The organism is Pedobacter ginsenosidimutans (assembly GCF_001442625.1).
Taxonomy (GTDB): Bacteria; Bacteroidota; Bacteroidia; order Sphingobacteriales; family Sphingobacteriaceae; genus Pedobacter; species Pedobacter ginsenosidimutans.
This window is the reverse complement of record NZ_LMZQ01000007.1, coordinates 24,721-51,010: the sequence shown is the minus strand read 5'-3', so window position 1 is coordinate 51,010 and position 26,290 is coordinate 24,721. Positions and strand designations below refer to the sequence as shown.

The following is a 26,290-nucleotide window of genomic DNA, read 5'->3' as shown; positions in this document are numbered from 1 at the left end:
TGTTTTCAGGCCTTTATTTACGTTGGCTTAATCCATAAAGTTTCAGCTTTAAATTTTCACATCAGCCCGCCTGATGCAAACCCAGTATAGTGGCTGTTTTTCTTCTGTCAATAGTATTCGTAGTTGCTATAATGAAATTCTTGAGTCCGTCTTAAATAAAAGTTGTCCGTTATTAGTTTTTCAAGCTCGTCAACTATTGAATTAAGTTTTAGATTTCTTGTTGATTTTTCTTGTCCTAATGTTTCAAGGTCAATTTTACTTTCATCATCTATAAGTTGTCTTAACGATTTGATATAAAGCTCTTTTTGCTTCGTTATATCATAAGTTTTTTCAATTTCTTTTTTCTCTTTAGGAAAAAGGTAAATTGAATATTCAACATATCCTAGAATTCTCATTTGTTGATGTCCAAAGTAAGTTCCGCCATATTGAAAATGTCCGAATAAAGAGTTTATTCTTGAATATATTTCGATAAGGTTCTTTCGTTGTTGAGCATATTTTGTGATACCGTTATTTTGTTTTAAAAAGTGAGCATATAAAGCATAATAAACATCTTGTCCTTGTTCGCTACCAAAGTCAACACTATTTACAAAACGATAATAGAGCTTGTCGGGATGTTCTGGGAATTCCTGAAATAACTCAGGATGTTCGTCTACAATTTTATTGAATTCTGACTTAGCAAATTTCAAGGTGTCGCCAATTTCGGTTGCAATTAAAATAGTGTCTTGTTGTGTATAGTATTTTGAGTTGTCAACCTTATTAGTTTGTGTTTCCATTTTAGCAACAGCTGTCTGCTCAACTTGATTAGGTTGATTGTTGCAACTTAAAAACCCTACTGTAATTGCTAGTATGTAAATCTTGTGTGTCACGGTCTTAAAATAGCCACTAACGTTTTCGGGTTTTGCATTCGGGCGGGTTTCTAAACATAAAGCTTTGAACTTGTACATAAGCCGACCTAATGCAAAACCCTTGCCAGCGGTTCGGCCTTCTTTATTTGCTATGGTTGATTTCATCGTCCAATTGTTCTGTGTCTCCAAACTGCAATTACGTTGGTATTTGCATGATGTTCGTCGGGGTTGTTTTCTAAAAGTCTTTTCTTTATGTCATACGCTTTTTTAAAGTCGTAAATAAGTCCTTTGTTGGTTAGGTCTGTTGGCAGAAATGTTTCGTCAAAACCACCACAATTTGTTAAAGCACTTATGTTAAAGTCTTGGTCTAACAAATCATAGCCAACAAATTCATAATTGTCAATTTTTATGTCTTTACAGTCTATGTCTGGCTCTAGGACAACGGTCAATAAATTGAATTTGTCTTTGTGTTTTATTCTTTTAAAAACGAATTCAGATGTCGTGAAAAAATTTGTTTGATATTGCTCAATAGTCTGAATATAATTCCAGTCGTCTGCATTTTCATAGTCCGGTTCAACCAATATTTCGTTTAGCATTCCGTCAAGAGAAACAAGTTCTGTTAAATGCGTCAGTTTAGACCATTCAATATACTTAACCCAAGAGATGCCGTCCTCGTTATAAGTCTTGTCGTATGTTCCCCGAGCTGTATATAAAAATGTCATTTGTTCTTTCTATTGTGTCGTATTTTAAACTGACCGTTAACGGTTTGGCGAAGCTGGCGCTTAAGATGAATTTACTAAAGATTTGAATATATAGATGAATTTCCGCCAATTTAGCAAAATCGCTTTTAGTGGAAGGCAGATCATATATTATCTCTGTTATTTGCATAGGATTTATATTTTTCTCCAAACTCTAATTCCAAAGTGATTCTGATTAACGCGGGATAGGCAAACCAAAACTTATTTTTGATTCTGTCGTCCATATATTCTTCACCATATTCAGACTTATAGTGATGAATATGGAAATCATCTAAAGGAGCTTCATCTATTGAAAGTACTTCTTCTCTGTGTTTGACAATAAGATCTAAAAATTTCAACTTGCTGGTCACCCCGAAATCTAATATTTCTTGAAGCTCGTCTGTATAGTCACATGATGCAAAGTCATTCTGCTGTGGTAATGTCTGACGTAGAACATCATAGATTTCCTCTGTCGTTAGTGTTGGTTCCATGTTGAATCGTATAGGGATACATTTTGTCAGGCTTGCCGCTAATGTTTGGGGCTTTGCATTCGGGCGGGTTTCAGAGCACACAGCTTTTAAATTTGCACATCAGCTCGCCTTTGAAAATTTTACTTATCGTAGATTATTTAACCAAATTTTCCTGTAATTTTTTCTCTATGTCTTTTGCGTTTAATATCAGCGCAGAGAATTGCGGATCTGATTTCACCAATAAAAATTTCCCGTTGGGAAGGATAATTGCCGAGGTGCCACAAGAAGTAGCCTCTTTAAATAATAACTTTCTAAGAAAACCCGAATCGGTTTCTATTTCTAAGCCTTTCGATTTGACCTGACTAAAACTTTCTCCAATCTCACGGTATTGGTAAATGGCAACTTTCGGCCTGGCCTCGGCTTTTTCGAGAATGTTTTTTTGAAAGGTCCATCTTACATTGTTCAGGAATTCTGCATTCTGATAGCTAAGGTCTTTCCAGCAGGCGTCTTTATTGAAATCATATTTGATGATAATGGTATCTTTTAAGGCAAGCCTCTGGTTTTCTTTTAAAAAAAGATGCAGCGAATCTACCTGCGCATCAGTCAGTGTTCCGGCCTGATAACGTTTATTTTCATCCACATATAATTTGGGAGAACAGGCATATAGAAAAATGGACAGAAAGAGAGAAGTAAATAACTGGGTTTTGATTTTAGGGATACGTTTCATTTGTGTGAGCGTTAAAGTCGAATTTCCTTATCAAATTTAGATTTTCCGAACAGGAAAGTTCTTGAAAATAAATTTATAACTAAAATTTTATTAGACAATATTTTTGAATAGAAATTTCGTCATTGCTTCGTCAGCTGAAAAGCCTTCTCGCAATGACGATATCTTAAAGCCAATCAGCTATAGTGGAGCTGCAACTCAACTTTTTAAAATCTTAGCTTTTTCCGCATCAAATTCTTCCTGCGATAAAATTCCGGCATCGAGTAGCTCTTTTAAATCTAATAATGCCTGTTTTTTCGCTGCCATATCATTTTTTGGAGCTTCAGCAGTATTTTCTGTTGACACTATATTTGTTCCTTGTACATTTGGATTGCTTGGAAGGCCATATTTCAACAAGAGTTCAGTAATTTCATTAAATCCCTTAATATTCGAATAATCTATTGCTTTCTGTTCCTTTACATTTACAATGGTAGGGTCGGCTGATTTTTCGAGTAAAAATTTTACCGCATCTTTTTTACCATTCGCGGCCGAGTAATGTAAAGCGGTATTTCCGCTTTCATCCTGAATATTAATATTTGCACCTTTTTCTATTAATAGCTTTAACATACTTAAATGGCCGCTTTTGGCAGCTACATGCAGCATGCTCTCGCCTCCGTAGTTGTAATTGTTATCGAAAGAGAAACTAGCCGAAATGGAAATGTTATTGGCGGTTTCTACCCATTCTAAGTACGAATACATCGAATCGTCGTTACCCGAAAGCGGTTTTGCATAGTTTACATCTATACCATTGGTTAAAAATAAATCGACAATTTCTTTCTGGTTATTGGCGCAGGCATACCAAATGGGCGAGAGGCCATCTTTTGATGAAACGAATACATCTGCGCCCTTTTCTACCAATGTTTTGGTTAACATCCTGTTGGCATCATAACAGGCAATTAGTAAGGCCGATTCTCCAGCATGATTTATATGGTTGATATTTCCACCTTTTTCGAGAATAAGCTCAACCATTGGTGTGTTCTTAGATTTAACCGCAAAAATTAAAGGTGAATCGCCATGTTTATTAGTGGTGTTGATATTGGCGCCAAATTCCAATAATTTTTGCACAATTTCTTTGTTCCTCCAGCTGGCGGCAATAAGCAAAGGCGTTTCTGCCTCGTTATTTTCGCCATCAACTTCTAGACCTTGATTGAGGAGTTTTTCTAACACTTCAATTTGTCCGCTTTGTGCGGTAAGGTGTAATAAGCTGTTGCCTTTAAAATCCTTAATGTCAACTCTTGCACCTTTATCTAAAAGAAATAGTGCGGTTTGTTTCTGTTTTTGTAAACAGGCAAAGTAAAAAGGTGTTTCGCCAGCATGATCTTCGTAATCTAAAGCTGCCCCACGATCTATTAAAATCTGTACAAGGTCTAAGTATCCACGGTGGGCGGCATAATGGAGGGCTGTTCTGCCTTTTTCATCGGTATAACCTACCTCTACCTCTTGGTTGGCCAATAAAAGTTCGGCTATTTTGCGCTTGCCGCTTTCGCAGGCAATAATAAATGACATCGACATATTTTAAGATTGTTTCATGAGCAGTTCTACAGTTTTTATTTTCAGGTTATCATCAGATGCAAGCATCAGTGCCGTTTGATCCTGATCGTTGGTGATAGCAATATCTGCACCGTTTTCGAGCAGAAGCTTTACTTTTCGATAGGTTTCTTTCGCTTTCTCTGCTTCATAGTTTACATTGTAGGCACAAACTTTATGCAGCAAGGTATTCCCTTCATTATCGGCCCTGTTTACATCTGCCTGTCCGGTTTCCAAAACAGCCTGTAAAATATCAGCCTGTTTTTCGGCTATAATATCCAATGGAGTAGTATCTGCACCGTACCAGGTACTAGCCTGATATAAATCAGCACCATCTTCAATCAGTTTTTTAAGGAGTTTGATGCCACTTTCACTGTTCGACATCATTCGAATATATTGAAATAATAGTGTTTCGCCGTTTTTATTAACCTGATCGAAAGCTGGTGAGGCGAAATTGCGCAGCGTATCGTATATGTTTTCGCTCTGCAAATGCGCCACGGCATAAAAGAAAGCTGAATTTCCATCGCGGTCGGTATGATTGGGATCGGCGCCATTTTCGAGCAGATGAGCAATTAAATTTTTCTTGTTAAACTTTATTGCTGTAATTAATGGGGTTTCCTGCACCACATTGCCTTCATTGATATCAATACCTTCGTTAAGGAGGATATCAATATATCCTTTAATCAAGTCAGTAGTCTGTTCATCGTTTAGGTTATACCTTCGGAAACTGCTTTTCACTACCTGATGGATATAGTTTTCTTCAGCATTGTTTTTGAAGTTAGCTGTGCAACCTGCATCGATACATGCTTTGATCAGCGCTAAACTCACCCCGTTTTCGAAGAAATAACTTAATAGTGTTTTGGTATTAACCTCGTCATTTAAATTGTCGAAATGAGTAATAAATTCATTGAAAAATGCAATATCTTCATTGTCATTACCAAGGTTGCGGACAATAGCCTGAAAAATGCTTTTGTCAAAACTGTCGAATTCATAAATGTCGGTTTCGATGGTTTTGTCCTTTAGCATCATAGTTAGGATTTCGTACTGTTTCTCTCTCACCAGATGATCAAAAATAGATGATTTATGATGTTCCTGAATGCTTTTAGAAAGTTTTTCGCCGTTATGCATCATGCTTTTCGCCTCGTCGAATTTGCGGGCATTTAACTGTTGATCTAAGGTAGGTTCGGTCATTTCAATTAAAAAGTTTAAAATAGATATATGGTTTTGACACTACAAAAGTTTAGCCAAAGAAATGGTTCACAAAAAAATATTGGGGTGTTGCACTCAAGACAGATAAAACTATATCTTATTATAATATGGTCGTTTATTTTTTTTGAAAAGCAATTGCAGTATTCAATCGGTTAATTTCTTCCTGCTCTACCTTCTGCCATGAAAAATGACATCCGTTCGATCAGGTTTAGTTTAGTTAATTCTGTGCAATTAGGTTGGGTTTCCGTACCAGGAGCCTAAGTTTATAGCCTTGATCAGAGCGAACATCCTGATTTATCGGGATAAAGCGGAGAGCAGGACTAAATTAAAAATAGCAAATGGCCCTGCGTTCCAAAACAAATTCCGTCATTAACATTTTACTTGTTATCTGCAATTAATGGTACAAACCACACCATAAATAACATTGCGATGTTCCTTAAGTCATTCGATTATTTTATCTTTAGGCGATTTTAAAAAGATCGGTTTACAAACTTGGAAACCGATTGAATAGTTAACCTTAATAAGCAAAATCAATATAAACATGTCAAATACATCAAAAATTATCTACACCAAAACCGATGAGGCGCCAATGTTGGCAACCTACTCACTTTTACCTATCGTACAAGCTTTTACCGCATCAGCGGGTATTGATGTAGAAACCAGAGATATTTCTTTAGCAGGAAGAATTTTGGCAAACTTTCCTGAGTATTTAAAAGACGATCAAAAAATTGGTGATGCTTTAGCAGAGCTTGGTGCCTTGGCTACCACTCCTGAAGCTAACATTATCAAATTACCAAATATTTCTGCTTCTATCCCTCAATTGGTAGGTGCAATTACCGAGTTGCAGGCACAGGGTTTCGCTTTGCCTAATTATCCTGATAATGCACAGAGCGATGAAGAAAAAGCAATTAAAGCTAAATATGCAAAAGTTTTAGGCTCGGCTGTAAATCCGGTTTTACGTGAAGGTAACTCTGATCGTAGAGCACCTAAAGCAGTTAAAAACTACGCTAAACAAAACCCGCACTCGATGGGTAAATGGTCTGCAGATTCGAAAACCAAAGTGGCCAGCATGACTGAAGGCGATTTTTACGGTTCGGAAAAATCTACAACTGTTGCTGAAGCAGGTCAGTTTAAAATAGAATTTGTTGCTGCAGATGGGGCAGTAACCGAATTAAAAGGATTATCGCCATTAAAAGCAGGGGAGGTGATTGATAGTTCTGCATTGAGCTTATCGGCATTGAAAACTTTTGTAGCCAAAGAAATTGCTGAAGCTAAGGCAGCAGGCGTTTTATTATCTGCACACTTAAAAGCAACGATGATGAAAGTTTCTGATCCGATTATTTTTGGTGCCATTGTTGAAGTTTACTTTGCAGATGTATTTACTAAATATGCCGATCTTTTCAAAGAACTGAACATAGATACCAGAAATGGTTTAGGCGATGTTTACGCTAAAATTGCAGGCAACGCAAAACAAGCGGAAGTTGAAGCTGCTTTGGCTCAGGCCATAGAAAACGGTCCGGCACTGGCCATGGTAAATTCTGATAAAGGAATTACCAACCTACATGTTCCATCGGATGTGATTGTTGATGCTTCGATGCCGGCTATGATCCGTACCTCAGGACAGATGTGGAACAAAGAAGGAAAAGCACAAGATACCATCGCTTTAATTCCAGACCGTTGTTATGCAGGTGTTTACACCGCGACCATTGATGACTGTAAAGCAAACGGTGCTTTTGATGTGACTACCATCGGTTCGGTACCAAATGTTGGTTTAATGGCTCAAAAAGCTGAAGAATATGGTTCGCATGATAAAACTTTCCAGGCTACTGCTGCCGGAACGATCCGCGTAACTGATGCTGATGGTAAAGTATTTTTCGATCAGAAAGTAGAAAAAGGTGATATCTTCCGCATGTGCCAAACCAAAGATGCCCCGATTCAGGATTGGGTAAAATTAGCGGTTAACAGGGCGCGTTTATCAGAAACTCCTGCCGTTTTCTGGTTAGACGAAAACAGGGCGCACGATAGAGAAATCATCGCTAAGGTGAACAAATATTTAAAAGATCACGATACTACTGGTTTAGATATCCGCATTCTTGCACCAATTGAAGCCACTAAATTTACTTTAGAGCGTATCCGCAAAGGTTTAGATACCATTTCGGTTACCGGTAACGTATTGCGTGATTATTTAACAGATTTATTCCCGATTTTAGAATTAGGAACTTCTGCCAAAATGTTATCAATTGTTCCTTTAATGAACGGTGGTGGTTTGTTCGAAACCGGTGCTGGTGGTTCTGCTCCAAAACATATTGAGCAATTTATTGAAGAAGGTTATTTGCGTTGGGATTCATTAGGTGAGTTTTTAGCACTTCAGGCCTCTTTAGAACATTTATCTCAAACACAAAATAACGCAAAAGCGCAGGTACTGGCCGATGCTTTGGATGAGGCAAATGCTAAATTCTTGGCAACGGATAAATCTCCTGGCAGAAAATTGGGTACTATCGATAACCGTGGTTCTCATTTCTATTTGGCTTTATATTGGGCTGAAGCTTTAGCTGCGCAAACTAAGGATGCTGATCTGAAAGCTAGATTTGCGCCGTTGGCTAAAACCTTGTTAGAAAATGAAGCCAAAATCAATGAAGAGCTGATCGGTTCGCAAGGTAAACCTCAAAACATTGGCGGTTACTACAATCCTAATGATGAATTGGCAAGCAAGGCAATGCGTCCAAGCGAAACATTAAATACTTCTTTGGCTTCTTTGTAAGCTAAATTTGAGTTGTCAACTTTAATATGCTTCTAGTATGAAAGTTGACAACTCTTAAATATTTTAGCGTCCTGATATAAAAATTGGGGCGCTTTTTTTATGCTGTAGGTTTGTCAGCTTGTTTAGCATTTTGTTAGGGGTAAATATTTTTATTTTGAAAAGCAAATGCATAGGCTTTTAGGTTATAGCAGCCCCGCTCCCGCTTCTGCTCCCGATGAAGGATCGGTAGCATCCCGCTTTGATCGGGTTTAGGTGGCTTAGTGAGTGATACTATTTACGGATTTCCCCGGTCAGTGTTCACTAATTTCATAAGTTCGTGTTCTCATAGACCAAAATGGCCTTAACAGATAATTTCTTGCGTGAGGGATAGCAACGGAAAACCCACAGCCCAAATTATTCATCGGGCGAGGACTTGGAGTGTATAGCCCGACCCTTGCGCAGCTTGGGGCACGCCCAAATAATAAAATTATTTTGTCAGAGAAAAACCTTATCTGTACCACTTTGTTATAACCTTATAAATTAAAGGAGACCATACCATGGCAATTAACGAGAATAAAGGATCGCAGGATAAAATACACAGTACCACAGAAAATAGCGAAATCAATAAAGAGAATCTTGCTTATGATGAAAATAAGCAGAGTTACGAACTCGATGTAAGAGGTACAGATAAAGATTACGACCATCCGATGGGATACGAAACGGTTGCTGCAGGTGCCAAAGATGATGATTCGACCTATGATGAAGCTAACCCTTATATTGGTGATGAATATGCCCGCAATGAAGAAATTGCTGAAGATAACCTGGAAGAGCTGGGCATGCATGTTGATAATGGTGAAAGTGTTAAACTCAGTCCTGAAGACGAAATTCTTGCACGCACACCCGAAGATAACCGCGATGATTTAGATGAAGAAGGTTATCCGATTAACGATACGCCAAAGATCAGTTAGCAGTTTCCAGGCGACAGTTTTTGCCTACCGCGAACTGAAAGCTGTGAACGGAAAACTGACTAAGGATTAACATCTAAATTAAATCTCCTGCGCAACTCGTCAAGCTTTGGATTTTTGTTTACCAGATAATCATACTTTTCGCGGTTGCCATAAAGCCTGTTTTCTATTTTACGTTCAACAAGTTTATAGGTAACCTCTACACCAAAATTGCTAAGTTCGTTTCTCAAAAAATTCAACAGCTCAACAGATTCTTGTTGTACAAGGTGTTCCTGCGTTTTACTTTCTACCGAAATTTCGATCAGCTCGGGATTTAAAAGCGTAGGTGCGAAATTATTTAAGATGGTAAAAAGATTGATTTTATCGGCCGCCTTCATTTTTTGAGTAAAGACATTCCAAATTTCCAATAAGCGGTCGTAACTAAAAGGTTCTCTGGCTTCGCCTGTAACTTTCTTAGGCCCTTTATCATCATCTTCCTGCGCAACACGGTCCAGATCGTTTAACGATGGAATAAGTGTGCTTATCGCATTGGGTTTGGGAATATTGATACTGATGGAAGTTGCAGATGGTGGCGGACCAACCCTCGGATTTTCCTTAGGTTTTTCTTCTGCAGGGATGTTGGGTAAAACAACACTTTTAACGACAGGCGCTACGGCTTGGACCGTATTTTCGATTTCTGTTTTTGGCTTTGGTGTTTCTGCCTGTCCGGCTACGACATTAGTTTTTTTTTTATCCTGATCTACGTCAGTTGCTGTATTATTAGGGCTTAAAGGCTGTTGTGCTAAATTGACGACCGACCGGATATGGCACATTTTAATCAGCGCCAGCTCTACCTGTAAACGCTGGTTTTTTGAATTCTTGTAATTTAGATCGCAGGTATTGGCCAGGTTTAATGCTGTTAGCAAAAACGATAATTCTGTTTGCCTGCACTGATCGAGATATTTTTGTTTGATGTTTTCGCTAACCTCTAAAAGTTTAATGGTAGATGCGTCTTTACCCACCAATAAATTACGGAAGTGAGTAGCAAGGCCATTTATAAAGTTATTGCCATCGAAGCCGTTATTTAAAATTTCGTCGAACAGGAGTAGGGTTTGGCTAACTTCTGCTGCGGTTAAATAAGAGGTAAGTTTGAAAAAATAATCGTAATCTAAGATGTTCAGGTTGTCGATTACAGCTTTATACGTAATGTTCTTGTTCGCATAACTGGCAATCTGATCGAACATCGAAAGTGCATCACGCAGCCCACCGTCTGCCTTTTGAGCAATAATATGCAAACCATCGCTTTCAAAAGCAATATTTTCGCGTTGGGCAATGGTTGATAGGTGACTGGCAATATCTTCTACCTGGATCCGGTTGAAATCAAAAATCTGGCAACGTGATAAAATAGTTGGCAGGATTTTATGTTTCTCGGTCGTGGCCAGGATAAAAATAGCATAAGAAGGTGGTTCTTCCAGTGTTTTCAAAAAGGCATTAAATGCGCTCTGTGATAACATATGAACCTCATCAATGATATAGATCTTATATTTTCCGGCTTGTGGCGGTATTCTAACCTGCTCAATTAAACTACGGATATCATCAACAGAGTTGTTTGAAGCTGCATCTAATTCGTGAACATTAAAAGAATGCCCATTCTGGAAAGAAAGACAATTATCGCATTGGCCACAGGCTTCCATTTCTGCTGTAGGGTTGGTGCAGTTAATGGTTTTTGCAAGGATACGTGCACAGGTTGTTTTACCCACACCACGAGGCCCGCAGAATAAAAATGCCTGGGCAAGTTGATTATTTTTAATGGCGTTTTTTAACGTACCGGTAATATGCTGCTGGCCAACAACAGTTTCGAAGGTGGCTGGGCGGTATTTACGGGCAGAAACGATAAAATTTTCCATCGGCACGAAAATAGGAATTTTTTATCAGTTGAAATGTGGTAAGGCTGGAATGTTGAAAAGTTGTAATGTGATCAGGCCGGAGGCTTAAGCTTAAAAGAACAATTTATTTATGATAGTTGTAAAATAGCTTATATGTTTCTTCAAACCGGTCAAAACTGCCAAAAGTAAGTTCAATCGCTTTTTCGGTATCGTAACCCTGCGTATTTAGTTTAATTATTTTTTTTAACAGGTCTGTTCTTTTGGATTTTATAAAAAAGTAGATCACACTATAGGCCGTGTTGTAATTGTCGTCTATATCATGCCCGTAAAATGAACCACTGTATATTTTAAAGAAATTTTTTAGCCTTTCGCTGTCTTTCGAATCTATTCCTGTCTTTATGCTCTTAATTCTACCACTTTGTGGATAGGAGTATAAATTTCCCTCACTGTCAAAATCTAGTGTTTCGAAAAATTCTGCAAGGCCTTCGTTTAACCATTTGGGCGATTTTTTAAAATTAAACTGGAAAATACTATGGCTGGCCTCGTGAAGTGCTACCGAAATAAAATCGCTGCTCTTATATACAAAGGCTTCGTTAATTGCGGCGATATAAAATCCAGCACTATTTATCGGTGCGTTATATGTTTTTTGCGCTAACCGGTAATCTTTACTTTTTCCATAGAGATTTATTTTTACCGGGGCAGTAATGTTTTCTCTGGTTTCGAAAATTTCGTTGCAGAACATGCGTTCGTAAGCAATCAGTTTCTCTATCTTTTTTTGCTCTGTTTCGCTTATTTTGCAGTTAACTAAATTAATGTCAACATATTGCGCGTAAAGAGATAAGCTGATGATGTTTGAGAGTATCAATAGTAGGAATTTGTTCATGCTCATTTATTTAATCAGCGACTTAAGCTCGTGCCTATATTCTGATGCACTTTTGCCCGTAAACTCCTTAAACAATTTATTAAAATGGCTAAAGTTGTTAAAACCGCTTTCGTAAGAAATATTGGCAATACTGATGGGTTTTTCGGCCAAAAGCTTTGAAGCATGTACCACCCTGTATTCATTTACAAAATGGGTAAAGGTTTTTTTAGTGATCTTTTTAAAGTACCGGCAAAAGGAGGGAACAGTCATACTCGACATTTCTGCGATGTGCTGCAAACTGATCTGATCCTGAAAATGGTCTTTTACATAGTTAAAGATCATATTAATGCGGTCGTTATCCTGCACCTGCATTTCCATAGAAAACCCGTCGGCATTTAAAATTTTATAATCTTTGGCATGCTCAAGTTCTTTTAAAACGCTGAGCAGGGTTAAAAGCCTATCGAATGGAGGCTGATCGTCCATCATTTCGATGCGGTCGCCAACCATACTCTTGGTTTCGCTGCCAAATGCAATGCCAGCCTTTGCTTTATCAAAAAGCTCATGGATTCCTTTTATCTCCTGCAGGCCTAAAAAAGTGGCGCCCAAAAAATCGGGCTTCATCTGGATTACCGTTTCGTTTTTGTTCCCCGTATTGGTATCAGTAAAGCCACAATGGGGGAGGTTGCTGCCAATCAGGATCAGATCGCCATCGGTATAATAAGAAACATGGCTGCCGATCTGCCTTTTTCCGGCACCGCCATTTACAAATACCATTTCAACCTCGGGATGGTAATGCCAGAGGTGCGCCATGTTATTGGCGTTTTCTACATATTTTGAATAATAGAATGAACTCCCGAAAGAAGGCTCAACAACCTCGAAACTTGGCTTCATTATTTTCTAATTTATTGTACTAAAATACATAAAAAATATGCTTTATTATAACTTATGACAAAATACCCCAATAATTGGGGTAATATAGCATAGATATTGGAAAATATGCAATCGTCTATATCTCAGTTACCTCCATACCTTAGTGGTGTCATATAATTATTAACTCTTTAAAAATATTGGTTATGAAAAAGTTCTTAAAAATCGGTTTAATAGCAGCCTTACTTTTTACTGCTACGGGTGTTCACGCTAACGATGATAATTTTACGCTTAAAGTAAAAGGCGAAAAAGAAAAGTTTATCCGTTTTTCTGTAGATAAGGCAGAAGACATTAATCTGTCACTGATCGGTGCAGATGAGGAAGTTTTATTTGAAGAAAATATCCATGCTTCAGCTTTCTCAAGCAAAGTTTATGATTTAAACGCACTTCCTGATGGAAACTATGTGCTTAAAGTAGAGTCTGAATTAAAACTGGCTAAATATACAGTAACCATCAAAAATGGTGAGGCATTGGTGTCTGAGCCAAAAGTATCTAACATATTTAAACCGGTTTATACTAAAAAAGATCAGGTAATTACCCTTGATCTCGATAACCTGGATAAAAATCCGATCGAAGTTAAAGTATACAACGAATACAATGACGAGGTTTACAACGAAGTATTTAAAGATAAAGCGCAGTTAACAAAAAAATTCAATATCAGCAAAACAGATTCTAAAGAATTAACCTTTGTGGTGACGTATAAAGAAGAGAGTTTTGTTAAAACGATACAAACTTATTAAACATTACAGCTAATTGATATGGGGAGATTGTCGGATAGATAGTCTCCCTTTTTTTATATTTAAGAGGGATGATGTAAGAAGGATCAGGTAGTATCCATTGTTTTATTTTCCATCTTTCATTTTACCTTATTACATCTTACCTCATAAAATCTGATTAATCATTTGATTTTAAGAAATATATTGTTACTTTTGCATCCCCGTAATATACCTCGGGATTAAAAATTAAAAACATAATTTATAACAATGAATCAGTACGAAACTGTTATCGTTCTAACCCCTTTGTTATCAGAAGAAGTTGCTAAAGAGGCATTAGCCAAATACAAAGCAATCCTTGTTGATAACGGAGCCGAAATTGTCCAAGAGGATAATTGGGGTTTGAGAAAATTAGCGTATCCAATTGAGAAAAAATCAAACGGATTCTTCAACTTAACTGAATACAAATCTTCAGGTGATTTGATCGCAAAATTAGAGCTTGAATTAAAACGCGATGAGCGTGTGTTACGTTTCTTAACAATCCGTTTAGACAAACACGCTGTTGCTTACAATGAGAAAAAGCGTAGTGGTGCTTTTAACAAAAAAACTAAGGAGGTTGCAGCGTAATGGCAAGAGAACAAATACAATACGTAACTGCCCCTAAAGTAGAGGATAACCGTAAAAAATATTGCCGTTTCAAGAAAAACGGAATTAAATACATCGATTACAAGGATGCAAATTTCTTGTTGAAATTTATTAACGATCAAGGTAAATTATTACCACGCCGTTTAACTGGTACTTCGTTAAAATTCCAACGTAAAGTGGCTCAGGCAGTTAAACGTGCCCGTCACATCGGTTTGTTACCTTTCGTTGCTGATCAATTAAAATAGGAGGCTAGAGATATGGAAATTATTTTAAAACAAGATATTAAAGGCCTTGGCGAGAAAGATGATGTAGTTACAGTAAAGCCAGGTTATGGCCGTAACTATTTAATCCCTCAAGGATTTGGAGCATTGGCTACTTCTTCTGCTAAAAAAGTTTTAGCTGAAAACTTGAAGCAAGCTGCTTTTAAACAAGATAAAATTAAGAAAGATGCTGAAGGTGTTGCTGAGCGTTTAACTGATGTTAAACTTTCAATCGGTGCTAAAGCAGGCGAAAGCGGAAAAATCTTCGGAGCGGTTAACACCATCCAGATTGCTGAAGCATTAAAAGCACAAGGCTTTGATGTAGACCGTCGTCGTATTACTTTCGAAACTGAACCTAAATTTGTTGGCGAATATGTTGCTAACTTAAACTTACACAAAGAAGTTAAAGTTCAGGTTCCTTTTGAAGTAGTTGCTGAATAAGCATTCTTTAAAGAATCAATAGAAATGGCCTTTCGATGAAAATCGGGAGGCCATTTTTTGTGGTACAACAAATTAAGGATGGAAGAAAGAAGGTTTCGATAGTATTATAGGTTTTGTTCTGTTAGCCAGGAAGCATAATGTTCTATGCGTGTTCCCAGATAGTATGGAAGGTTTAATAAGAGATATGGTTTACCTGCTGGAGTAATTGTTTTTTCTAGGCTAAACTCTCCTCCATATACCCTAATGGCAAAAGGATGTTCTGAGGTATCTATGAATTGATGAAGAGATCTTAAGCTTCCCGTACTGCCCGATTTTATCTCAATCGGTATTACAAATTTTTTATAGGCATAAATTAAATCAACTTCTGCATCAGACTGTTTTTTTTCTCTTACCCAAAAATTAGGCTTATGAGAAGATATACGCTCAACTGATATCAGTTCCTGAGTAAATAAATGTGGAATAACGGCTCCTTTATAAGCTGAACTTAAATCACCTAAAGCAAGCATTTCTCCTTGGATACCCAATGAGTAGTTAACTAATCCTGTGTCTAAAAATTGTAGTCTTGGTGATTTTTTTAAATCAGGAATAATTGGAACTTCGGTATTGGTAGATGGGTATATTAACCGGATGATCTTTGCGTCATCTAATATCCTAAAAGCTTCTCCAACCTCTCTCGATTTATAGTTCGAATTGCCGAAACCTTGAAAAACAACACGCTTATCGAGAAAAAGATGGGCAGTACCCATTATATGGTTAATAGTTCTTCTCGCTGTGTGATTCTGGGTATATTTTTCTATGTCATTTTTATAAGTTGCCCAAATGCTTTCGTAAACAATAGGCAGATCTGAAAGGTTATGTTCTTCTAAATCGGTTTTTATTATTTCTGGCATGCCTCCGATAATGGCATATCTATGAAAGGCTTTTAATAGTAATTTGTGCGCAACGGCTTTTATAGGGGTTTGAAGCAAATATTTTAACAGATCATCTTTTTGGTTAGCTTGAAGGTACTCTTGAAAACTTAAAGGATATAAGTATAAAAATTCGACCCTGCCAACCGGAAAACTTTTTACTTTTTGTAACACGAACTCCAAAAGAGAGCCTGCACTGATTACATGCAGTTCAGGAATTTCTTCGTAAAAATACCTTAGCATTTGTATAGCCTTCGCACTTTCCTGGATTTCATCAACAAAGAGCAAAGTTTCGGCTATCTTATCCGATTGAATCCCATGTCCCAGCAATAGTGCTTCAACAATACTTTGTACATCGTCAAAATCATCAAAATATTGACGGTGCGCAGGCTTCTCCAGATTAAGAAAAATAGTATTAGGATAGCTTTTTGCAAAGTCCTTTATCAGTGTTGTTTTTCCTACCTGACGTGCCCCTCGAATAATTAGAGGTTTCCTGTTTTTGCTGTTTTTCCATTGGGTTAAGTTTTCTTCAATGGATCGTTTAAATACCATTATTTTCTATTTTGTAACAAAGTCAACCCAAATATAGATTTTTATTGTAACAAAGTCAGGGCATATTTCATTAAAATTTGTAACAAAGTCAGGGCATTTTGCTGCATTGACAGTGGTAATATTATGAATGTAATGAACTGGCTAATAAAATGCTTAATGGAGGCGCTAAATCAGCAAACCTGTGGGAAATCTTTATAGATCCCCACAGATTTAAATGAGCGGAGCTGATGCCTATACAATAAGATCAATCTTCCACTACCCTTTTTACACTTTCGGCGTAGTTGGCCTAATTTCTACTTTACTCGGCAAAGTCCTTGCCGGCATGGCCAATAAATCAACAATCAGTTTACCCATATCCTCTGGCTGGATTTTCCAGGCATCATTTTCAGCATTGGGCTGGTGATCGTTAAAATGGCTCGCTACCGATCCAGGCATAATGGTACTTACCTTTACACCATATTTTCTTAAATCGAGCATAACCGACTGCGTAAAACCTGTTAAACCAAATTTACTGGCATTGTAAGCTGAGCCGCCCGCAAAAAAGTTTGTGCCGGCTAAACTCGATATCGTAAAGATATGTCCCTTGTTCTTTTTGATTTCTTCAACACTAGCTTTAATGCTATAAAAAACGCCAGTTAAATTGGTATCAATAGTTTCTTTCCATAAATCCACATCCAGCTCGTCAATAGGTGCAAAATGCCCTACACCAGCGTTGGCAATGAGTATATCCAATTGTCCCCATTTTTCGAGTATCAGGTTTACTGCACCTTGCTGAGATTTAAAATCAGCAACATCTGCTTCAATGGCCAATACATCACCATGAGCCACCAGATGTGATGCGGCCTGGTTTGCGCTGGCAATTGTCCTGCTGGTAATGGCTACTTTATAACCTTCTTTTAAAAGGGCTTCGGCAATACCGAAACCAATTCCTTTACTTCCTCCTGTAATTAATGCAACTTTCATGTTCTTGTAACGTATAGTATCGAAAAATGTTTAATTAGATTTTTTGTTATTATGGTGCGGAAGCTCCATGATCTGAATATCTTTAAAATCCACTGGTTGTCCTTCACTTTGTAAGGCAATAAAGCCTTGGGTAAGTGCTTTTCCATCGATTTTAATTTTCGGGTCGAAACGATTAGCTACGCCTCCACCAATTTGTGGCTTGTTATACTGCAATACGGTATCACCATTAATAATATGCTTTACGATCGAATCGCCCATAACAATAAGCTCGGCAGATACCCACTGGTCGCCATCGTATGTTTTTGATTTCGAATCCAGACAATGCCCAGGGAACTTACTGCCATTGTAAAAAATCTCCGTACCTGGTGAACACATATTTCCGGTAGGGCGGGGACGGCCATCGCTCAAACCGCCTAAAAACTGCATCTCGATCGAAATTGGCCAATCCTGTTCTTTAGGCATGGTTTTCGGATCTTGAGAATGGAACATCACCCCGCTATTACGCAAAGTATAACTTGGCGCACCTTTTTGCAGCTCGCCAACAAAACGGTACTTTAATTTTAAGTGATAATAGGAGAAAGGCGTTTTGTAATACAGATGACCAAACTGATCATTGAAATCGCCGTACTGGTCATATCGAACTTGTATAGTCTCATCTTCAACCCTAAAAGTATTTCCAAAATTCACGTTGTAATCGTGGTGGTGGATTTTTACATTCCAATCTTTAATGTCTTTCCCATTAAAAAGTGTAACCCACTTTTCTGATCGGTTATTCATGTTTTTAGTTGTGCTGCAGCTCCATAGGGTAACGGCAAGAAGAAGATAACCCAGTTTTTTCATTTGGTTAATTTTATTTTTTCGGTTTGTTTAAAAATCTGAATCACAAAATACATAAACAAAGTGATTTTAATGTGCGTTAAGGGTTTACAACGAGAATTTTGCATTTTAGTTTTGTTTTTCGATCACGAAAACATTTTTTTGCATTATTCCCAGTTCTTGTACTTCCCATCTTCCTTCCCTTTAATTACCTTTGCGCCATGGCGAAAACGCGGACAACCAGAACTAAAAGCAAAGCAAAACATCCCCTTGTAAAGAAGATTGTTAATATTGCTACAAAAGTATTTTTGTATTTTCTGTTGGTTTCTGTGTTTTGGGTAATCGCCCTGCGTTTTATCAATCCACCTATTACGCTTTTAATGGTTCTGCGGAATATTGAGCGTAAAGCCGATGGAAAATCTTTTAAAACCGAAAAAAAGTGGGTGAAGTTCGAAGATATGTCTGATAATATGAAAAGGGCTGCGGTATCTGCCGAAGATCAGCTCTTTTTAAAACATATCGGTTTTGATATGAAAGCCATTGAAAAAGCTTTTGCCAGTAATGCCAAAGGGAAAAAGGTAAAGGGTGGAAGTACCATTTCGCAACAAACAGCTAAAAACGTTTTCTTGTGGCCTGGTCGGTCGTGGATAAGAAAAGGTTTTGAAGCTTATTTTACTTTACTCATCGAACTGTTCTGGAGTAAAGAAAGAATATTGGAAGTTTACCTGAACGTAATCGAAATGGGCGATGGGATTTACGGTGCTGAGGCCGCCGCCCAGGAGTATTATGGTAAATCCTGTACAAAACTGACCAGGAAACAAGCTGCTTTAATTGCTTCCTGTTTTCCAAACCCCAGAAGGTGGACGCCCAAAAATGCAACCCCGTACATCAGGCACCGTCAATATCTGATTTTAAGAAATATGAATAGGTTAGGACCGCTGGATTTTTAGTCGACAGTCCAAAGTCTTGAGTCCATTTATCGACTAAGGACTTTGGACTCCAGACTTGGGACTAAAACTAGTCGTGATCCTTATTCCACCTGATTTTTATTCCACCTTTTTCGTCATCAACAGCTTTTAAGTGTAATACGATGCCGCGCATGCGGGCTTCTCTTTTTTCTGATCTGGTTAGGTTTTCATCACCCTTTGGGTTTCTCAGCGGGATATCCATCTCTACATTTGTGCCATTTCCTAAAGCATAAGTGCCTTTTACGTTAAAGTTTAACGCACTGGAGTTTATCTGCATCGGACTGATTTCTACTTTATCACCATGCACGGTAAGTGTTCCATCAAGATTTTTGATTTCTACGTTTGATAAGTTCCTGTTGGCAAAAGCAAATTTCCCTACCTTAACCATCGGGGCGAAATTAACCAATGCGGCATTGTTCAGGTTGAAGACCACTTTTCCGTTTATCGATCGCGGAAGAATTTTTCCGGTGTGCGATATCCTTCCGGAAATGTTAACCAACGATGATAAATAACCCTTTAAATTCTTATTGGTAATGGTGTTCTGTCCGAAGTTATCAAATGAATAAAAGAAATCTTTAACACTTACATGGCTGATCTTTGAATTGATTTTAAAGCTATTTGATGCGGCTTCCTGCATAATATTTCCATTCAGTGATAACTGACCACCTGCATGGGCTACGCTTATTTTGTTAAAGAAAATACCCCCGCCACGCAAAGAAATGTCGGCATCGAGGTTTTTGGCCAAAAAATTATCATAAATGGCTTTATCAACGGTTAAACGGATATTCATTTTCGAAAGCTCCAGCACATTGCTCAGTTCTTTCGAAACCACTTGTTTGTTTCCGCTCGATTTTTTCTTTGCTGTTCTTGGTCCTAAGAAGGGTAAAAACTCCTTTAGGTAGAGCTGTGGGCTCGACATTTTTAAGTTCACCAATATTTTTTCGGGAGCAGTATAATACAGGTTGGCAAAGTTGGCGATGCTACAGCTTACATTAAGTTCACTTTTGCCCAATTGGAAATGCCCGTTCTGTATCGATAAATCGTTCTGGTTAAAGTTGATGTTTAAGGCACTTTTTACCAGATGAAGCCTACGAGGGATGTAAAGGATATCGGCATCGGCAATCTGTATTTTACCTGAAACAACAGGTTTGGTAAACCTGAAATTATCAATATCCGCCTTACAGTAAAGCCTTAAGTTGGCTGTTCCGTTTTTAAATTCAAAATCGTTCGTGCCTAATGAATTGTTTAAATTGGATAGGGGAAATTGCGAGGTTACCAATCCGGTAGCAATTGGACGCGATAAATTATTCACGGTGAAAGTGTCGATTTTAAGCGGTGCATTAAAATATTTTGCCGTTAGCCTGTGGAACTTGATGGATGAATTTTCATCACCAATAATACCCCCAACGGTATCCCGATTGGTAAAGGAACCATCAAAATTACAGGCTGTTAATTTGCCTGCCGGAATAGAAACCACATTATCCCGAACGGTTATGCCAACTTTGATCAAGGGATCTCCGTACTTCCCTGATCCGTCATCAACAATATTTCCCCGGATGTTGATCGGTTTTTCTATCCCGAACTTCAAGAGTTTGGAAGAGATATTAGGCGATAAGAGTAAGGCAACATCTCTAAATAAAATATCATCAACAGCTATGCTAATGGCAAAAGCAGATTTGGCAAGATCTATTTTAGCGCCTATCTTAAAGGGGTGTCCTCCGATCTTCAATATTTCTGGGCTTAGTATTACCGCATCCAATTCACGGCTGTAATGTGCATTTAATGTCCCATCAAGCGTCTTGTCCTTCAAAAAGCTTCCTTTTCGGGTATTAAAGGCGAAACTGTTTACTTTCGTCATTAACTTGATTTTACCTGTCCAGCCGCTATCAGGATATTGCATTCTGCCCTGGATCTGATCAATATCGAAATTGAATAGTTTGAATCTCCTTTTGTTATCTAATATTAGACTAACCTTATTAAAATCTATTTTTTTAACTTCTAATGCGGAAGATTTTGGTGAAGATTTTTTTTCGTTTTTCGGCTTGCTTTTAAAAATACTGGTATTGCTATAGCCTGTAGAATCAGTGTAGATATAAATTGCTGCATTGTTAATTGCAATCTGTTTAATGTTGATATTGCCGACAATAAGCGAAAGTACATTTAGTGATACGTCTATATCCTGCGCTTTTAAAAGATCGTGTTTATGTTGGCTCCATAAACTATCTCTCAATAAAACGCCGTTTAAGGATACCGAAACCCCTGGGAAACTCTTAAGGAGTGTAGGCTCCATGCTGGTAGCGGTAATTTTTCCGTTTAAATTTTTATTGAGCTGTGATAGGATAGAAGCGAGTACTTCTTTTTTATTTCTGCTGATGTAAAATGCTCCTGCCAACCAGGTGAGGATAATCAGAACAACAATAACCGATGCAATTTTTAAAGAGATTTTGAGCCAGCGCTTCATAGACATTATTTGATTTAACCAATATAATGTTTTTTGCCAGCTAATTGTTTGAACAGTAGTGAAAATAATGCAGAATATCACTACTGGTTTTAAAAATTATTTTCCTAAAAGTGATTCGAGATCTGGGTGATATTGTGAGGTTAAGAAATGGGTAATGGTGAAATCGGCCAGTCGATTGATGTAAAACGGATCTTCCATCAGGATTTTTTTTAAGGCTTCTTCATCCTGTGCCAGGGCTAAAATAATTCCACCTGTACGGGGTACTTTTCGGCCCGAAGCTACAAATATATGCTGATCGTAGTATTTTCTTAAAAATTGAATATGCGCCTCCATATGTTCATCCAGCTCTTCTAGTGGAACAATATATTTAAGATCTACAATAAACATGTTTTATAGTAAATGGGCAAAAACAGTAGAATGCCAGCTATTTTGAAAAGGTACTTCCCATTTGTTATTCAGTTCTGCCAGGTTTTGAACCATATTGTTAAATACAATAGTTTCTGGTGTTACCTGTTTGATATTGACCAAAGTTTCAAAATCTTCTTTGCTGTTTACCACAACTTCTCCATTTACTTTATAGGCAATGTTGAAACGGTTAAAAAGATCTACATGGTATTCCTGTTCAATTTCTTTGATTAAACGAACAGAACTATCAATAGAGCAACCGGTAACGCCCGCCTGACTTTCGTCGACCGTTAGGATAATGAAAAAGCCATAGCGGATTTCTGCTTTTGCAAGCAATTCATTTCCATGTGCTTTCCACTGGTTAGTAAAAGCTGCTAATTTGTTTAAGATCTCACTTTCTTCTGTAGAAGTAAATTTGCGATCGCTTTGGTATATCCAAACTCTTGATTGTGGAGAAAAACTCATATACAAATTTATGATTTTAATTAAATTGGTGTGTTTAAAACGCTAACCTGATGAAAAAGTTTACACTCTGCTTGAAAATATCCCTTCTTTCGGCTTTTTGTATGTTTTTATGTGCTTTTTCCGACCCCGAAACCATAACGCAGTCAATCAATTTTCTTCAAAAAACATTTACCGATCATTACGATAACAGCCAGGAAAGCGACCAGGTAAAGCGTTATGAGCTAAATGTTACCAACAATGGCTTTTGTCGTTACAAGCGGTATTTTAATAACGGTAAAACAGAGTATTTCGCATTTAAGCTGTCGAAATTTAAAGATATGGACTATTATGGTACAACCACTTCGGGTAAACTGTATATCCATACTAAAGGTGACGATGTAATTGTACAGACCTATAAAGATAGGGGAGGCGATGTAGATTCGATGGCTACGCAACTAGTTATTCCGTTAAAAAATATGGAAGCTGAAGACTTAAACCTGATCCGTGATAATTTGAATAAAATAAATGCACAGGTTTCTGCTCCATAGAAACGGTTATTTTATGATGATCTTGCTGGTTTAACCATTTCTCTAATAAAATTCTCAATTTAAGATAATTGGATAAATAGATTTGTGAATTTCGGAAAATAAGTTAAAAGACTTATATTCAGTCAACTTAAAACAATCTCATCTTGAAACGTAGAAACTTTATTTATTTAACTGGAGTAGGGGCTGCTGCGGCAATGCTTCCTGCCATCCCGGTTTTTGGGAAAGAGATTTCCCCCGAGCAGGCTTTAGAGTATATTGACCCCGCTGCTAAAAAAATCATGTCTGATGTGGCCTTAAATGCGGCGCGATCAAAAGGCGCAACTTACACTGATGTGCGTGTGGGCAGGTACCTTAACCAATACGTAGTTACACGGGAGGATAAAGTAGAGAATATTGTTAATACCGAATCGTACGGGATTGGTATCAGGGTAATTTCGAATGGCAGTTGGGGCTTTGCGGCAACCGATAAAATGGATAAAGACAGTATTGCCAAAGCAGCAGAATTAGCGGTAACTATTGCCAAAGAAAATGCCCGTTTGTTAAGAGAGCCTGTAAAGCTGGCACCACAAAAAGGATATGGTGAGGTAAGCTGGAAAGCGCCGATTGAGAAAAATGCTTTTGAGGTACCCGTAAAAGAAAAGGTAGATTTATTGCTGGCGGTGAACGATGCGGCTATAAAAGGTGGTGCAGATTACATTAATTCCATCTTATTTGCAGTAAATGAACAAAAATATTTTGCATCTACCGATGGTTCTTATATCGACCAGGATATCCACCGCATCTGGCCCACTTTTTTTATCACTAAAATAGATAAGGCAACCGGTAAGTTCGAAACCAGAAATGCATTGAGTGCCCCTACAGGTAAAGGCTACGAATATTTAAATGCAAGACCACAAGATAAAATCCAAACGGCTTCAGGCACTCTTTATAAAGGCAGGTACGATATGCTTGAAGATGCTACACAGGCAGCTAAGCAGGTAGGTGAAAAAATGAAGGCTAAATCGGTAGAGCCGGGTAAGTATGATCTGGTATTGGATCCTTCACATTTATGGTTAACTATTCACGAATCGTGCGGTCACCCAACCGAGCTTGACCGCGTGTTGGGCTATGAGGCCAATTATGCAGGAACGAGTTTCCTGACACTTGACAAATGGGAATCTAAAAAATTTAATTATGGTAGCAAGGAAGTTAATATTACTGCCGATAAAACCGAAGTTGGATCGTTAGGAGCTGTTGGTTATGATGATGAAGGTGTAAAATGCGGAAAATGGGATGTGATTAAAGATGGTATATTGGTAAATTACCAGGCCATCAGAGATCAGGCGCATATATTGGGTTTAAATGCTTCGCAGGGTTGTTGTTATGCCGATAACTGGAGCAGTGTGCAGTTTCAGCGTATGGCCAACATTTCCCTTCAGCCGGGCAAAGCCAAGCTGAGTATAGCCGATCAGATCAAAAATGTAGAAAAGGGCATTTACATTGTGGGTGATGGGTCTTTCTCTATCGATCAGCAACGTTATAACTTTCAGTTCGGTGGCCAGCTTTATTATGAAATTAAAGAAGGCAAAATCGCAGGTATGCTTAAAGATGTAGCCTATCAGGCCAATACACAGGAGTTCTGGAATTCGTGCGTTGCCATCTGCGATGAAAGTGATTATCGTTTAGGAGGCTCGTTCTTCGATGGCAAAGGCCAGCCTGGTCAGGTGAGTGCTGTATCCCACGGATCGGCAACCACCCGTTTTAATAAAGTTAATGTTATCAACACCGCTAGAAAAATCTGATAGAAATTATGCCAATCTTAACAAAAGCAGAAGCAAAGGCACTTTTAACTAAAGTACTTTCTTACTCTAAAGCAGAACAATGTGAAGTAAACCTAAATTGCTCAGATAGCGGTAATATAAGGTACGCCCGAAATGCAGTATCAACCAGTGGGGGAATAAGCGCCAACAGCCTGGTGGTCAGTTCTGCCTTCGGGAAAAAACTGGGTACGGCCACTATAAATGAATTTGACGATGCCTCACTGGAAAAAGTGGTGCGCAGAGCAGAAGAACTTGCTCAACTGGCACCCGAAAATCCTGAATTTATGCCTTTTCTTGGTCCTCAGGAATATGGTGCCGATTCGCCAACGTTTTCTCCGGCTACAGCGGCTGTTACCCCGAAAGACAGAGCCGATGCAGTACAGGCCAGTTTAAAACAAGCTATAGACAGTAAGTTGAATGCCGCAGGGTTTTTATCCAACAGTGTAGGCTGTTCGGCAATGATGAACAGTAAAGGTTTGTTTGCCTACAATACCTCAACAGATGTAGCCTTTAGCATTACCGTAAGAACTGATGATGGTAAAGGATCTGGTTATGCCACCAGGGGATATAATGATTTTAGCAAGCTCAATGCAAAAGCCGATACGGCTATAGCAGCCAAAAAGGCAATGTCGTCGGTAACGGCAAAGGCCATTGAGCCAGGAAAATATACCGTTATTTTAGAACCGACTGCGGTAGCGGTGTTGCTGGAAAACCTATTTTTCTCGATGGATGCCAGACAGGCTGATGAAGGGCGGAGCTTTATGAGTAAAACCGGCGGTAAAACAAAATTGGGAGAGCAGCTGGTGGATGAAAGAGTAAATATTTATTCAGACCCATGGAATCCTGAACTGCCAACTGCAATATGGTCTGGGGATGGAAGGCCACAGCAGAAAGTAAACTGGATAGAAAAAGGAGTAGTTAAAAATTTATACAGCTCGAGATACTGGGCACAAAAAACCGGGATTAAAGCGATCCCCTTCCCGGGTGGCGCCATTATGAAGGGCGGAACGAAAACCCTGGAAGAGCTGATCAAAGGAACAGAAAAAGGCATATTGGTTACACGTTTATGGTACATCCGCACGGTAGATCCACAAACCCTTTTGTTAACAGGGCTAACCAGGGATGGTACTTTTTACATCGAAAACGGTGAAATTAAGTTTCCTGTCAAAAATTTCCGTTTCAATGAAAGTCCGATTATTATGTTAAACAACCTGGATGAAATCGGAATAGCCGAAAGAACAGTCAGTGCCGAATCGGAAGCCAACTATCTTTTACCTCCATTAAGAATAAGAGATTTTACTTTTACCTCTTTATCTGATGCGGTATAAAGAATTACATCAGTAACATTATAAAAGAAGCTGTATCATTAATAGTGATTTGTCATCCTGTCCAAAGGACTCCTACGGAGAGCTTGTCGAAGGATCTGTTTAATTACAGATTTAAGCGTTTCGACAGGC

Annotated in this window: 25 protein-coding genes; 10 read left to right on the top strand and 15 right to left on the bottom strand. The window is 38.2% G+C overall.

Going from position 1 to position 26,290, the window contains the following annotated elements; translation table 11 throughout:
• Positions 1 to 107: 107 nt before the first annotated feature.
• The 6 genes from ASU31_RS12080 to ASU31_RS12055 all read right to left on the bottom strand — a co-directional run bounded on the left by ASU31_RS12080 (position 108) and on the right by ASU31_RS12055 (position 5,533).
• Positions 108 to 1,010 carry a hypothetical protein gene (locus tag ASU31_RS12080; RefSeq protein ID WP_057932559.1) on the bottom strand — a complete coding sequence of 301 codons (903 nt, stop codon included), beginning with the start codon at positions 1,008 to 1,010 and terminating at the stop codon, positions 108 to 110.
• Positions 1,007 to 1,567: a hypothetical protein gene (locus ASU31_RS12075; protein ID WP_057932558.1), complete on the bottom strand. Its 561-nt coding sequence runs from the start codon at positions 1,565 to 1,567 to the stop codon at positions 1,007 to 1,009. The genes ASU31_RS12080 and ASU31_RS12075 overlap by 4 nt, the downstream gene beginning before the upstream one ends.
• Before the next feature lie 140 nt (positions 1,568 to 1,707).
• Entirely contained in the window at positions 1,708 to 2,073 is a 366-nt protein-coding gene (locus ASU31_RS12070; protein WP_057932557.1) for a hypothetical protein, read from the bottom strand.
• Positions 2,074 to 2,206: 133 nt separating this feature from the next.
• A complete protein-coding gene (locus ASU31_RS12065; protein ID WP_057932556.1) occupies positions 2,207 to 2,779 on the bottom strand; it encodes a hypothetical protein in 573 nt (190 codons plus the stop codon).
• A 195-nt stretch (positions 2,780 to 2,974) separates the two neighbouring features.
• Positions 2,975 to 4,321, bottom strand: coding sequence for an ankyrin repeat domain-containing protein (locus ASU31_RS12060; protein WP_245224535.1), 1,347 nt, complete (start codon positions 4,319 to 4,321; stop codon positions 2,975 to 2,977).
• Positions 4,322 to 4,330: 9 nt separating this feature from the next.
• A complete protein-coding gene (locus ASU31_RS12055; protein WP_057932554.1) occupies positions 4,331 to 5,533 on the bottom strand; it encodes an ankyrin repeat domain-containing protein in 1,203 nt (400 codons plus the stop codon).
• Between the two features lie 559 nt (positions 5,534 to 6,092).
• On the opposite strand from ASU31_RS12055, the gene ASU31_RS12050 reads away from it, so the two are divergent.
• Together ASU31_RS12050 and ASU31_RS12045 are read left to right on the top strand one after the other, a co-directional pair.
• Complete coding sequence (locus ASU31_RS12050) at positions 6,093 to 8,312, top strand: NADP-dependent isocitrate dehydrogenase (RefSeq protein WP_057932553.1); 2,220 nt, start codon at positions 6,093 to 6,095, stop codon at positions 8,310 to 8,312.
• A 536-nt stretch (positions 8,313 to 8,848) separates the two neighbouring features.
• A complete protein-coding gene (locus tag ASU31_RS12045; protein WP_057932552.1) occupies positions 8,849 to 9,259 on the top strand; it encodes a hypothetical protein in 411 nt (136 codons plus the stop codon).
• Between the two features lie 59 nt (positions 9,260 to 9,318).
• Here ASU31_RS12045 and ASU31_RS12040 read toward each other — a convergent pair whose 3' ends face one another.
• From ASU31_RS12040 to ASU31_RS12030, 3 genes are all read right to left on the bottom strand, one after another.
• Complete coding sequence (locus ASU31_RS12040; protein ID WP_057932551.1) at positions 9,319 to 11,142, bottom strand: DNA polymerase III subunit gamma/tau; 1,824 nt, start codon at positions 11,140 to 11,142, stop codon at positions 9,319 to 9,321.
• 103 nt (positions 11,143 to 11,245) lie between these two features.
• The gene (locus ASU31_RS12035) at positions 11,246 to 12,004 is read right to left on the bottom strand and encodes a DUF1570 domain-containing protein (RefSeq protein WP_167346180.1); all 759 of its coding nucleotides are present in this window, start codon (positions 12,002 to 12,004) and stop codon (positions 11,246 to 11,248) included.
• A gap of 6 nt (positions 12,005 to 12,010) precedes the next feature.
• Complete coding sequence (locus ASU31_RS12030; RefSeq protein WP_057932549.1) at positions 12,011 to 12,874, bottom strand: AraC family transcriptional regulator; 864 nt, start codon at positions 12,872 to 12,874, stop codon at positions 12,011 to 12,013.
• A gap of 182 nt (positions 12,875 to 13,056) precedes the next feature.
• Between ASU31_RS12030 and ASU31_RS12025 the strand changes: the two genes are divergently transcribed.
• From ASU31_RS12025 to rplI, 4 genes are all read left to right on the top strand, one after another.
• A complete protein-coding gene (locus ASU31_RS12025; protein WP_057932548.1) occupies positions 13,057 to 13,650 on the top strand; it encodes a hypothetical protein in 594 nt (197 codons plus the stop codon).
• Positions 13,651 to 13,893: 243 nt separating this feature from the next.
• The gene (gene rpsF, locus ASU31_RS12020) at positions 13,894 to 14,250 is read left to right on the top strand and encodes a 30S ribosomal protein S6 (protein ID WP_029277408.1); all 357 of its coding nucleotides are present in this window, start codon (positions 13,894 to 13,896) and stop codon (positions 14,248 to 14,250) included.
• Positions 14,250 to 14,513, top strand: a complete 264-nt coding sequence (gene rpsR, locus ASU31_RS12015) for a 30S ribosomal protein S18 (protein WP_010599582.1) — start codon at positions 14,250 to 14,252, stop codon at positions 14,511 to 14,513. The genes rpsF and rpsR overlap by 1 nt, the downstream gene beginning before the upstream one ends.
• Before the next feature lie 12 nt (positions 14,514 to 14,525).
• Positions 14,526 to 14,969 (top strand): 50S ribosomal protein L9, encoded by a 444-nt coding sequence (gene rplI, locus ASU31_RS12010; RefSeq protein ID WP_029277406.1) that lies wholly within the window; start codon positions 14,526 to 14,528, stop codon positions 14,967 to 14,969.
• Between the two features lie 104 nt (positions 14,970 to 15,073).
• Here the strand turns inward: rplI and ASU31_RS12005 are convergent, their stop codons facing one another.
• The 3 genes from ASU31_RS12005 to ASU31_RS11995 form a co-directional block, all read right to left on the bottom strand.
• Entirely contained in the window at positions 15,074 to 16,429 is a 1,356-nt protein-coding gene (locus ASU31_RS12005; RefSeq protein ID WP_057932547.1) for an ATP-binding protein, read from the bottom strand.
• A gap of 264 nt (positions 16,430 to 16,693) precedes the next feature.
• On the bottom strand, positions 16,694 to 17,392 hold the full coding sequence (locus ASU31_RS12000; protein ID WP_057932546.1) for an SDR family oxidoreductase: 699 nt from the start codon (positions 17,390 to 17,392) through the stop codon (positions 16,694 to 16,696).
• A 30-nt stretch (positions 17,393 to 17,422) separates the two neighbouring features.
• Entirely contained in the window at positions 17,423 to 18,232 is an 810-nt protein-coding gene (locus ASU31_RS11995; RefSeq protein ID WP_057932545.1) for a 3-keto-disaccharide hydrolase, read from the bottom strand.
• Positions 18,233 to 18,429: 197 nt separating this feature from the next.
• Here ASU31_RS11995 and mtgA point away from each other — a divergent pair, with 197 nt between their 5' ends.
• Positions 18,430 to 19,158: a monofunctional biosynthetic peptidoglycan transglycosylase gene (gene mtgA / locus ASU31_RS11990; RefSeq protein ID WP_057932544.1), complete on the top strand. Its 729-nt coding sequence runs from the start codon at positions 18,430 to 18,432 to the stop codon at positions 19,156 to 19,158.
• A gap of 67 nt (positions 19,159 to 19,225) precedes the next feature.
• Here mtgA and ASU31_RS11985 read toward each other — a convergent pair whose 3' ends face one another.
• The 3 genes from ASU31_RS11985 to ASU31_RS11975 form a co-directional block, all read right to left on the bottom strand.
• On the bottom strand, positions 19,226 to 21,637 hold the full coding sequence (locus tag ASU31_RS11985; protein WP_167346179.1) for an AsmA family protein: 2,412 nt from the start codon (positions 21,635 to 21,637) through the stop codon (positions 19,226 to 19,228).
• 96 nt (positions 21,638 to 21,733) lie between these two features.
• Entirely contained in the window at positions 21,734 to 22,024 is a 291-nt protein-coding gene (locus tag ASU31_RS11980; protein ID WP_057932542.1) for a YciI family protein, read from the bottom strand.
• Positions 22,025 to 22,027: 3 nt separating this feature from the next.
• Complete coding sequence (locus ASU31_RS11975; protein WP_057932541.1) at positions 22,028 to 22,507, bottom strand: hypothetical protein; 480 nt, start codon at positions 22,505 to 22,507, stop codon at positions 22,028 to 22,030.
• A gap of 50 nt (positions 22,508 to 22,557) precedes the next feature.
• Between ASU31_RS11975 and ASU31_RS11970 the strand changes: the two genes are divergently transcribed.
• The 3 genes from ASU31_RS11970 to ASU31_RS11960 all read left to right on the top strand — a co-directional run bounded on the left by ASU31_RS11970 (position 22,558) and on the right by ASU31_RS11960 (position 26,161).
• On the top strand, positions 22,558 to 23,034 hold the full coding sequence (locus ASU31_RS11970) for a hypothetical protein (protein WP_057932540.1): 477 nt from the start codon (positions 22,558 to 22,560) through the stop codon (positions 23,032 to 23,034).
• A 143-nt stretch (positions 23,035 to 23,177) separates the two neighbouring features.
• The gene (locus ASU31_RS11965) at positions 23,178 to 24,815 is read left to right on the top strand and encodes a TldD/PmbA family protein (RefSeq protein ID WP_057932539.1); all 1,638 of its coding nucleotides are present in this window, start codon (positions 23,178 to 23,180) and stop codon (positions 24,813 to 24,815) included.
• Between the two features lie 8 nt (positions 24,816 to 24,823).
• Entirely contained in the window at positions 24,824 to 26,161 is a 1,338-nt protein-coding gene (locus ASU31_RS11960) for a TldD/PmbA family protein (protein WP_057932538.1), read from the top strand.
• Positions 26,162 to 26,290: the final 129 nt, after the last annotated feature.

What these genes read in the sequence shown, in the direction of transcription:
- ASU31_RS12055 (WP_057932554.1), bottom strand. Translation starts at nt 5,533, where the DNA reads ATGACCGAACCTACCTTAGATCAACAGTTAAATGCCCGCAAATTCGAC.
- ASU31_RS12050 (WP_057932553.1), top strand. Translation starts at nt 6,093, where the DNA reads ATGTCAAATACATCAAAAATTATCTACACCAAAACCGATGAGGCGCCA.
- ASU31_RS12045 (WP_057932552.1), top strand. Translation starts at nt 8,849, where the DNA reads ATGGCAATTAACGAGAATAAAGGATCGCAGGATAAAATACACAGTACC.
- rpsF (WP_029277408.1), top strand. Translation starts at nt 13,894, where the DNA reads ATGAATCAGTACGAAACTGTTATCGTTCTAACCCCTTTGTTATCAGAA.
- ASU31_RS12080 (WP_057932559.1), bottom strand. Translation starts at nt 1,010, where the DNA reads ATGAAATCAACCATAGCAAATAAAGAAGGCCGAACCGCTGGCAAGGGT.
- ASU31_RS12040 (WP_057932551.1), bottom strand. Translation starts at nt 11,142, where the DNA reads ATGGAAAATTTTATCGTTTCTGCCCGTAAATACCGCCCAGCCACCTTC.
- ASU31_RS11995 (WP_057932545.1), bottom strand. Translation starts at nt 18,232, where the DNA reads ATGAAAAAACTGGGTTATCTTCTTCTTGCCGTTACCCTATGGAGCTGC.
- ASU31_RS12060 (WP_245224535.1), bottom strand. Translation starts at nt 4,321, where the DNA reads ATGTCATTTATTATTGCCTGCGAAAGCGGCAAGCGCAAAATAGCCGAA.
- rplI (WP_029277406.1), top strand. Translation starts at nt 14,526, where the DNA reads ATGGAAATTATTTTAAAACAAGATATTAAAGGCCTTGGCGAGAAAGAT.
- ASU31_RS12035 (WP_167346180.1), bottom strand. Translation starts at nt 12,004, where the DNA reads ATGAACAAATTCCTACTATTGATACTCTCAAACATCATCAGCTTATCT.
- rpsR (WP_010599582.1), top strand. Translation starts at nt 14,250, where the DNA reads ATGGCAAGAGAACAAATACAATACGTAACTGCCCCTAAAGTAGAGGAT.
- ASU31_RS12030 (WP_057932549.1), bottom strand. Translation starts at nt 12,874, where the DNA reads ATGAAGCCAAGTTTCGAGGTTGTTGAGCCTTCTTTCGGGAGTTCATTC.
- ASU31_RS12070 (WP_057932557.1), bottom strand. Translation starts at nt 2,073, where the DNA reads ATGGAACCAACACTAACGACAGAGGAAATCTATGATGTTCTACGTCAG.
- ASU31_RS12065 (WP_057932556.1), bottom strand. Translation starts at nt 2,779, where the DNA reads ATGAAACGTATCCCTAAAATCAAAACCCAGTTATTTACTTCTCTCTTT.
- ASU31_RS12025 (WP_057932548.1), top strand. Translation starts at nt 13,057, where the DNA reads ATGAAAAAGTTCTTAAAAATCGGTTTAATAGCAGCCTTACTTTTTACT.
- mtgA (WP_057932544.1), top strand. Translation starts at nt 18,430, where the DNA reads ATGGCGAAAACGCGGACAACCAGAACTAAAAGCAAAGCAAAACATCCC.
- ASU31_RS11980 (WP_057932542.1), bottom strand. Translation starts at nt 22,024, where the DNA reads ATGTTTATTGTAGATCTTAAATATATTGTTCCACTAGAAGAGCTGGAT.
- ASU31_RS12000 (WP_057932546.1), bottom strand. Translation starts at nt 17,392, where the DNA reads ATGAAAGTTGCATTAATTACAGGAGGAAGTAAAGGAATTGGTTTCGGT.
- ASU31_RS11985 (WP_167346179.1), bottom strand. Translation starts at nt 21,637, where the DNA reads ATGAAGCGCTGGCTCAAAATCTCTTTAAAAATTGCATCGGTTATTGTT.
- ASU31_RS11960 (WP_057932538.1), top strand. Translation starts at nt 24,824, where the DNA reads ATGCCAATCTTAACAAAAGCAGAAGCAAAGGCACTTTTAACTAAAGTA.
- ASU31_RS12075 (WP_057932558.1), bottom strand. Translation starts at nt 1,567, where the DNA reads ATGACATTTTTATATACAGCTCGGGGAACATACGACAAGACTTATAAC.
- ASU31_RS12005 (WP_057932547.1), bottom strand. Translation starts at nt 16,429, where the DNA reads ATGGTATTTAAACGATCCATTGAAGAAAACTTAACCCAATGGAAAAAC.
- ASU31_RS11975 (WP_057932541.1), bottom strand. Translation starts at nt 22,507, where the DNA reads ATGAGTTTTTCTCCACAATCAAGAGTTTGGATATACCAAAGCGATCGC.
- ASU31_RS11970 (WP_057932540.1), top strand. Translation starts at nt 22,558, where the DNA reads ATGAAAAAGTTTACACTCTGCTTGAAAATATCCCTTCTTTCGGCTTTT.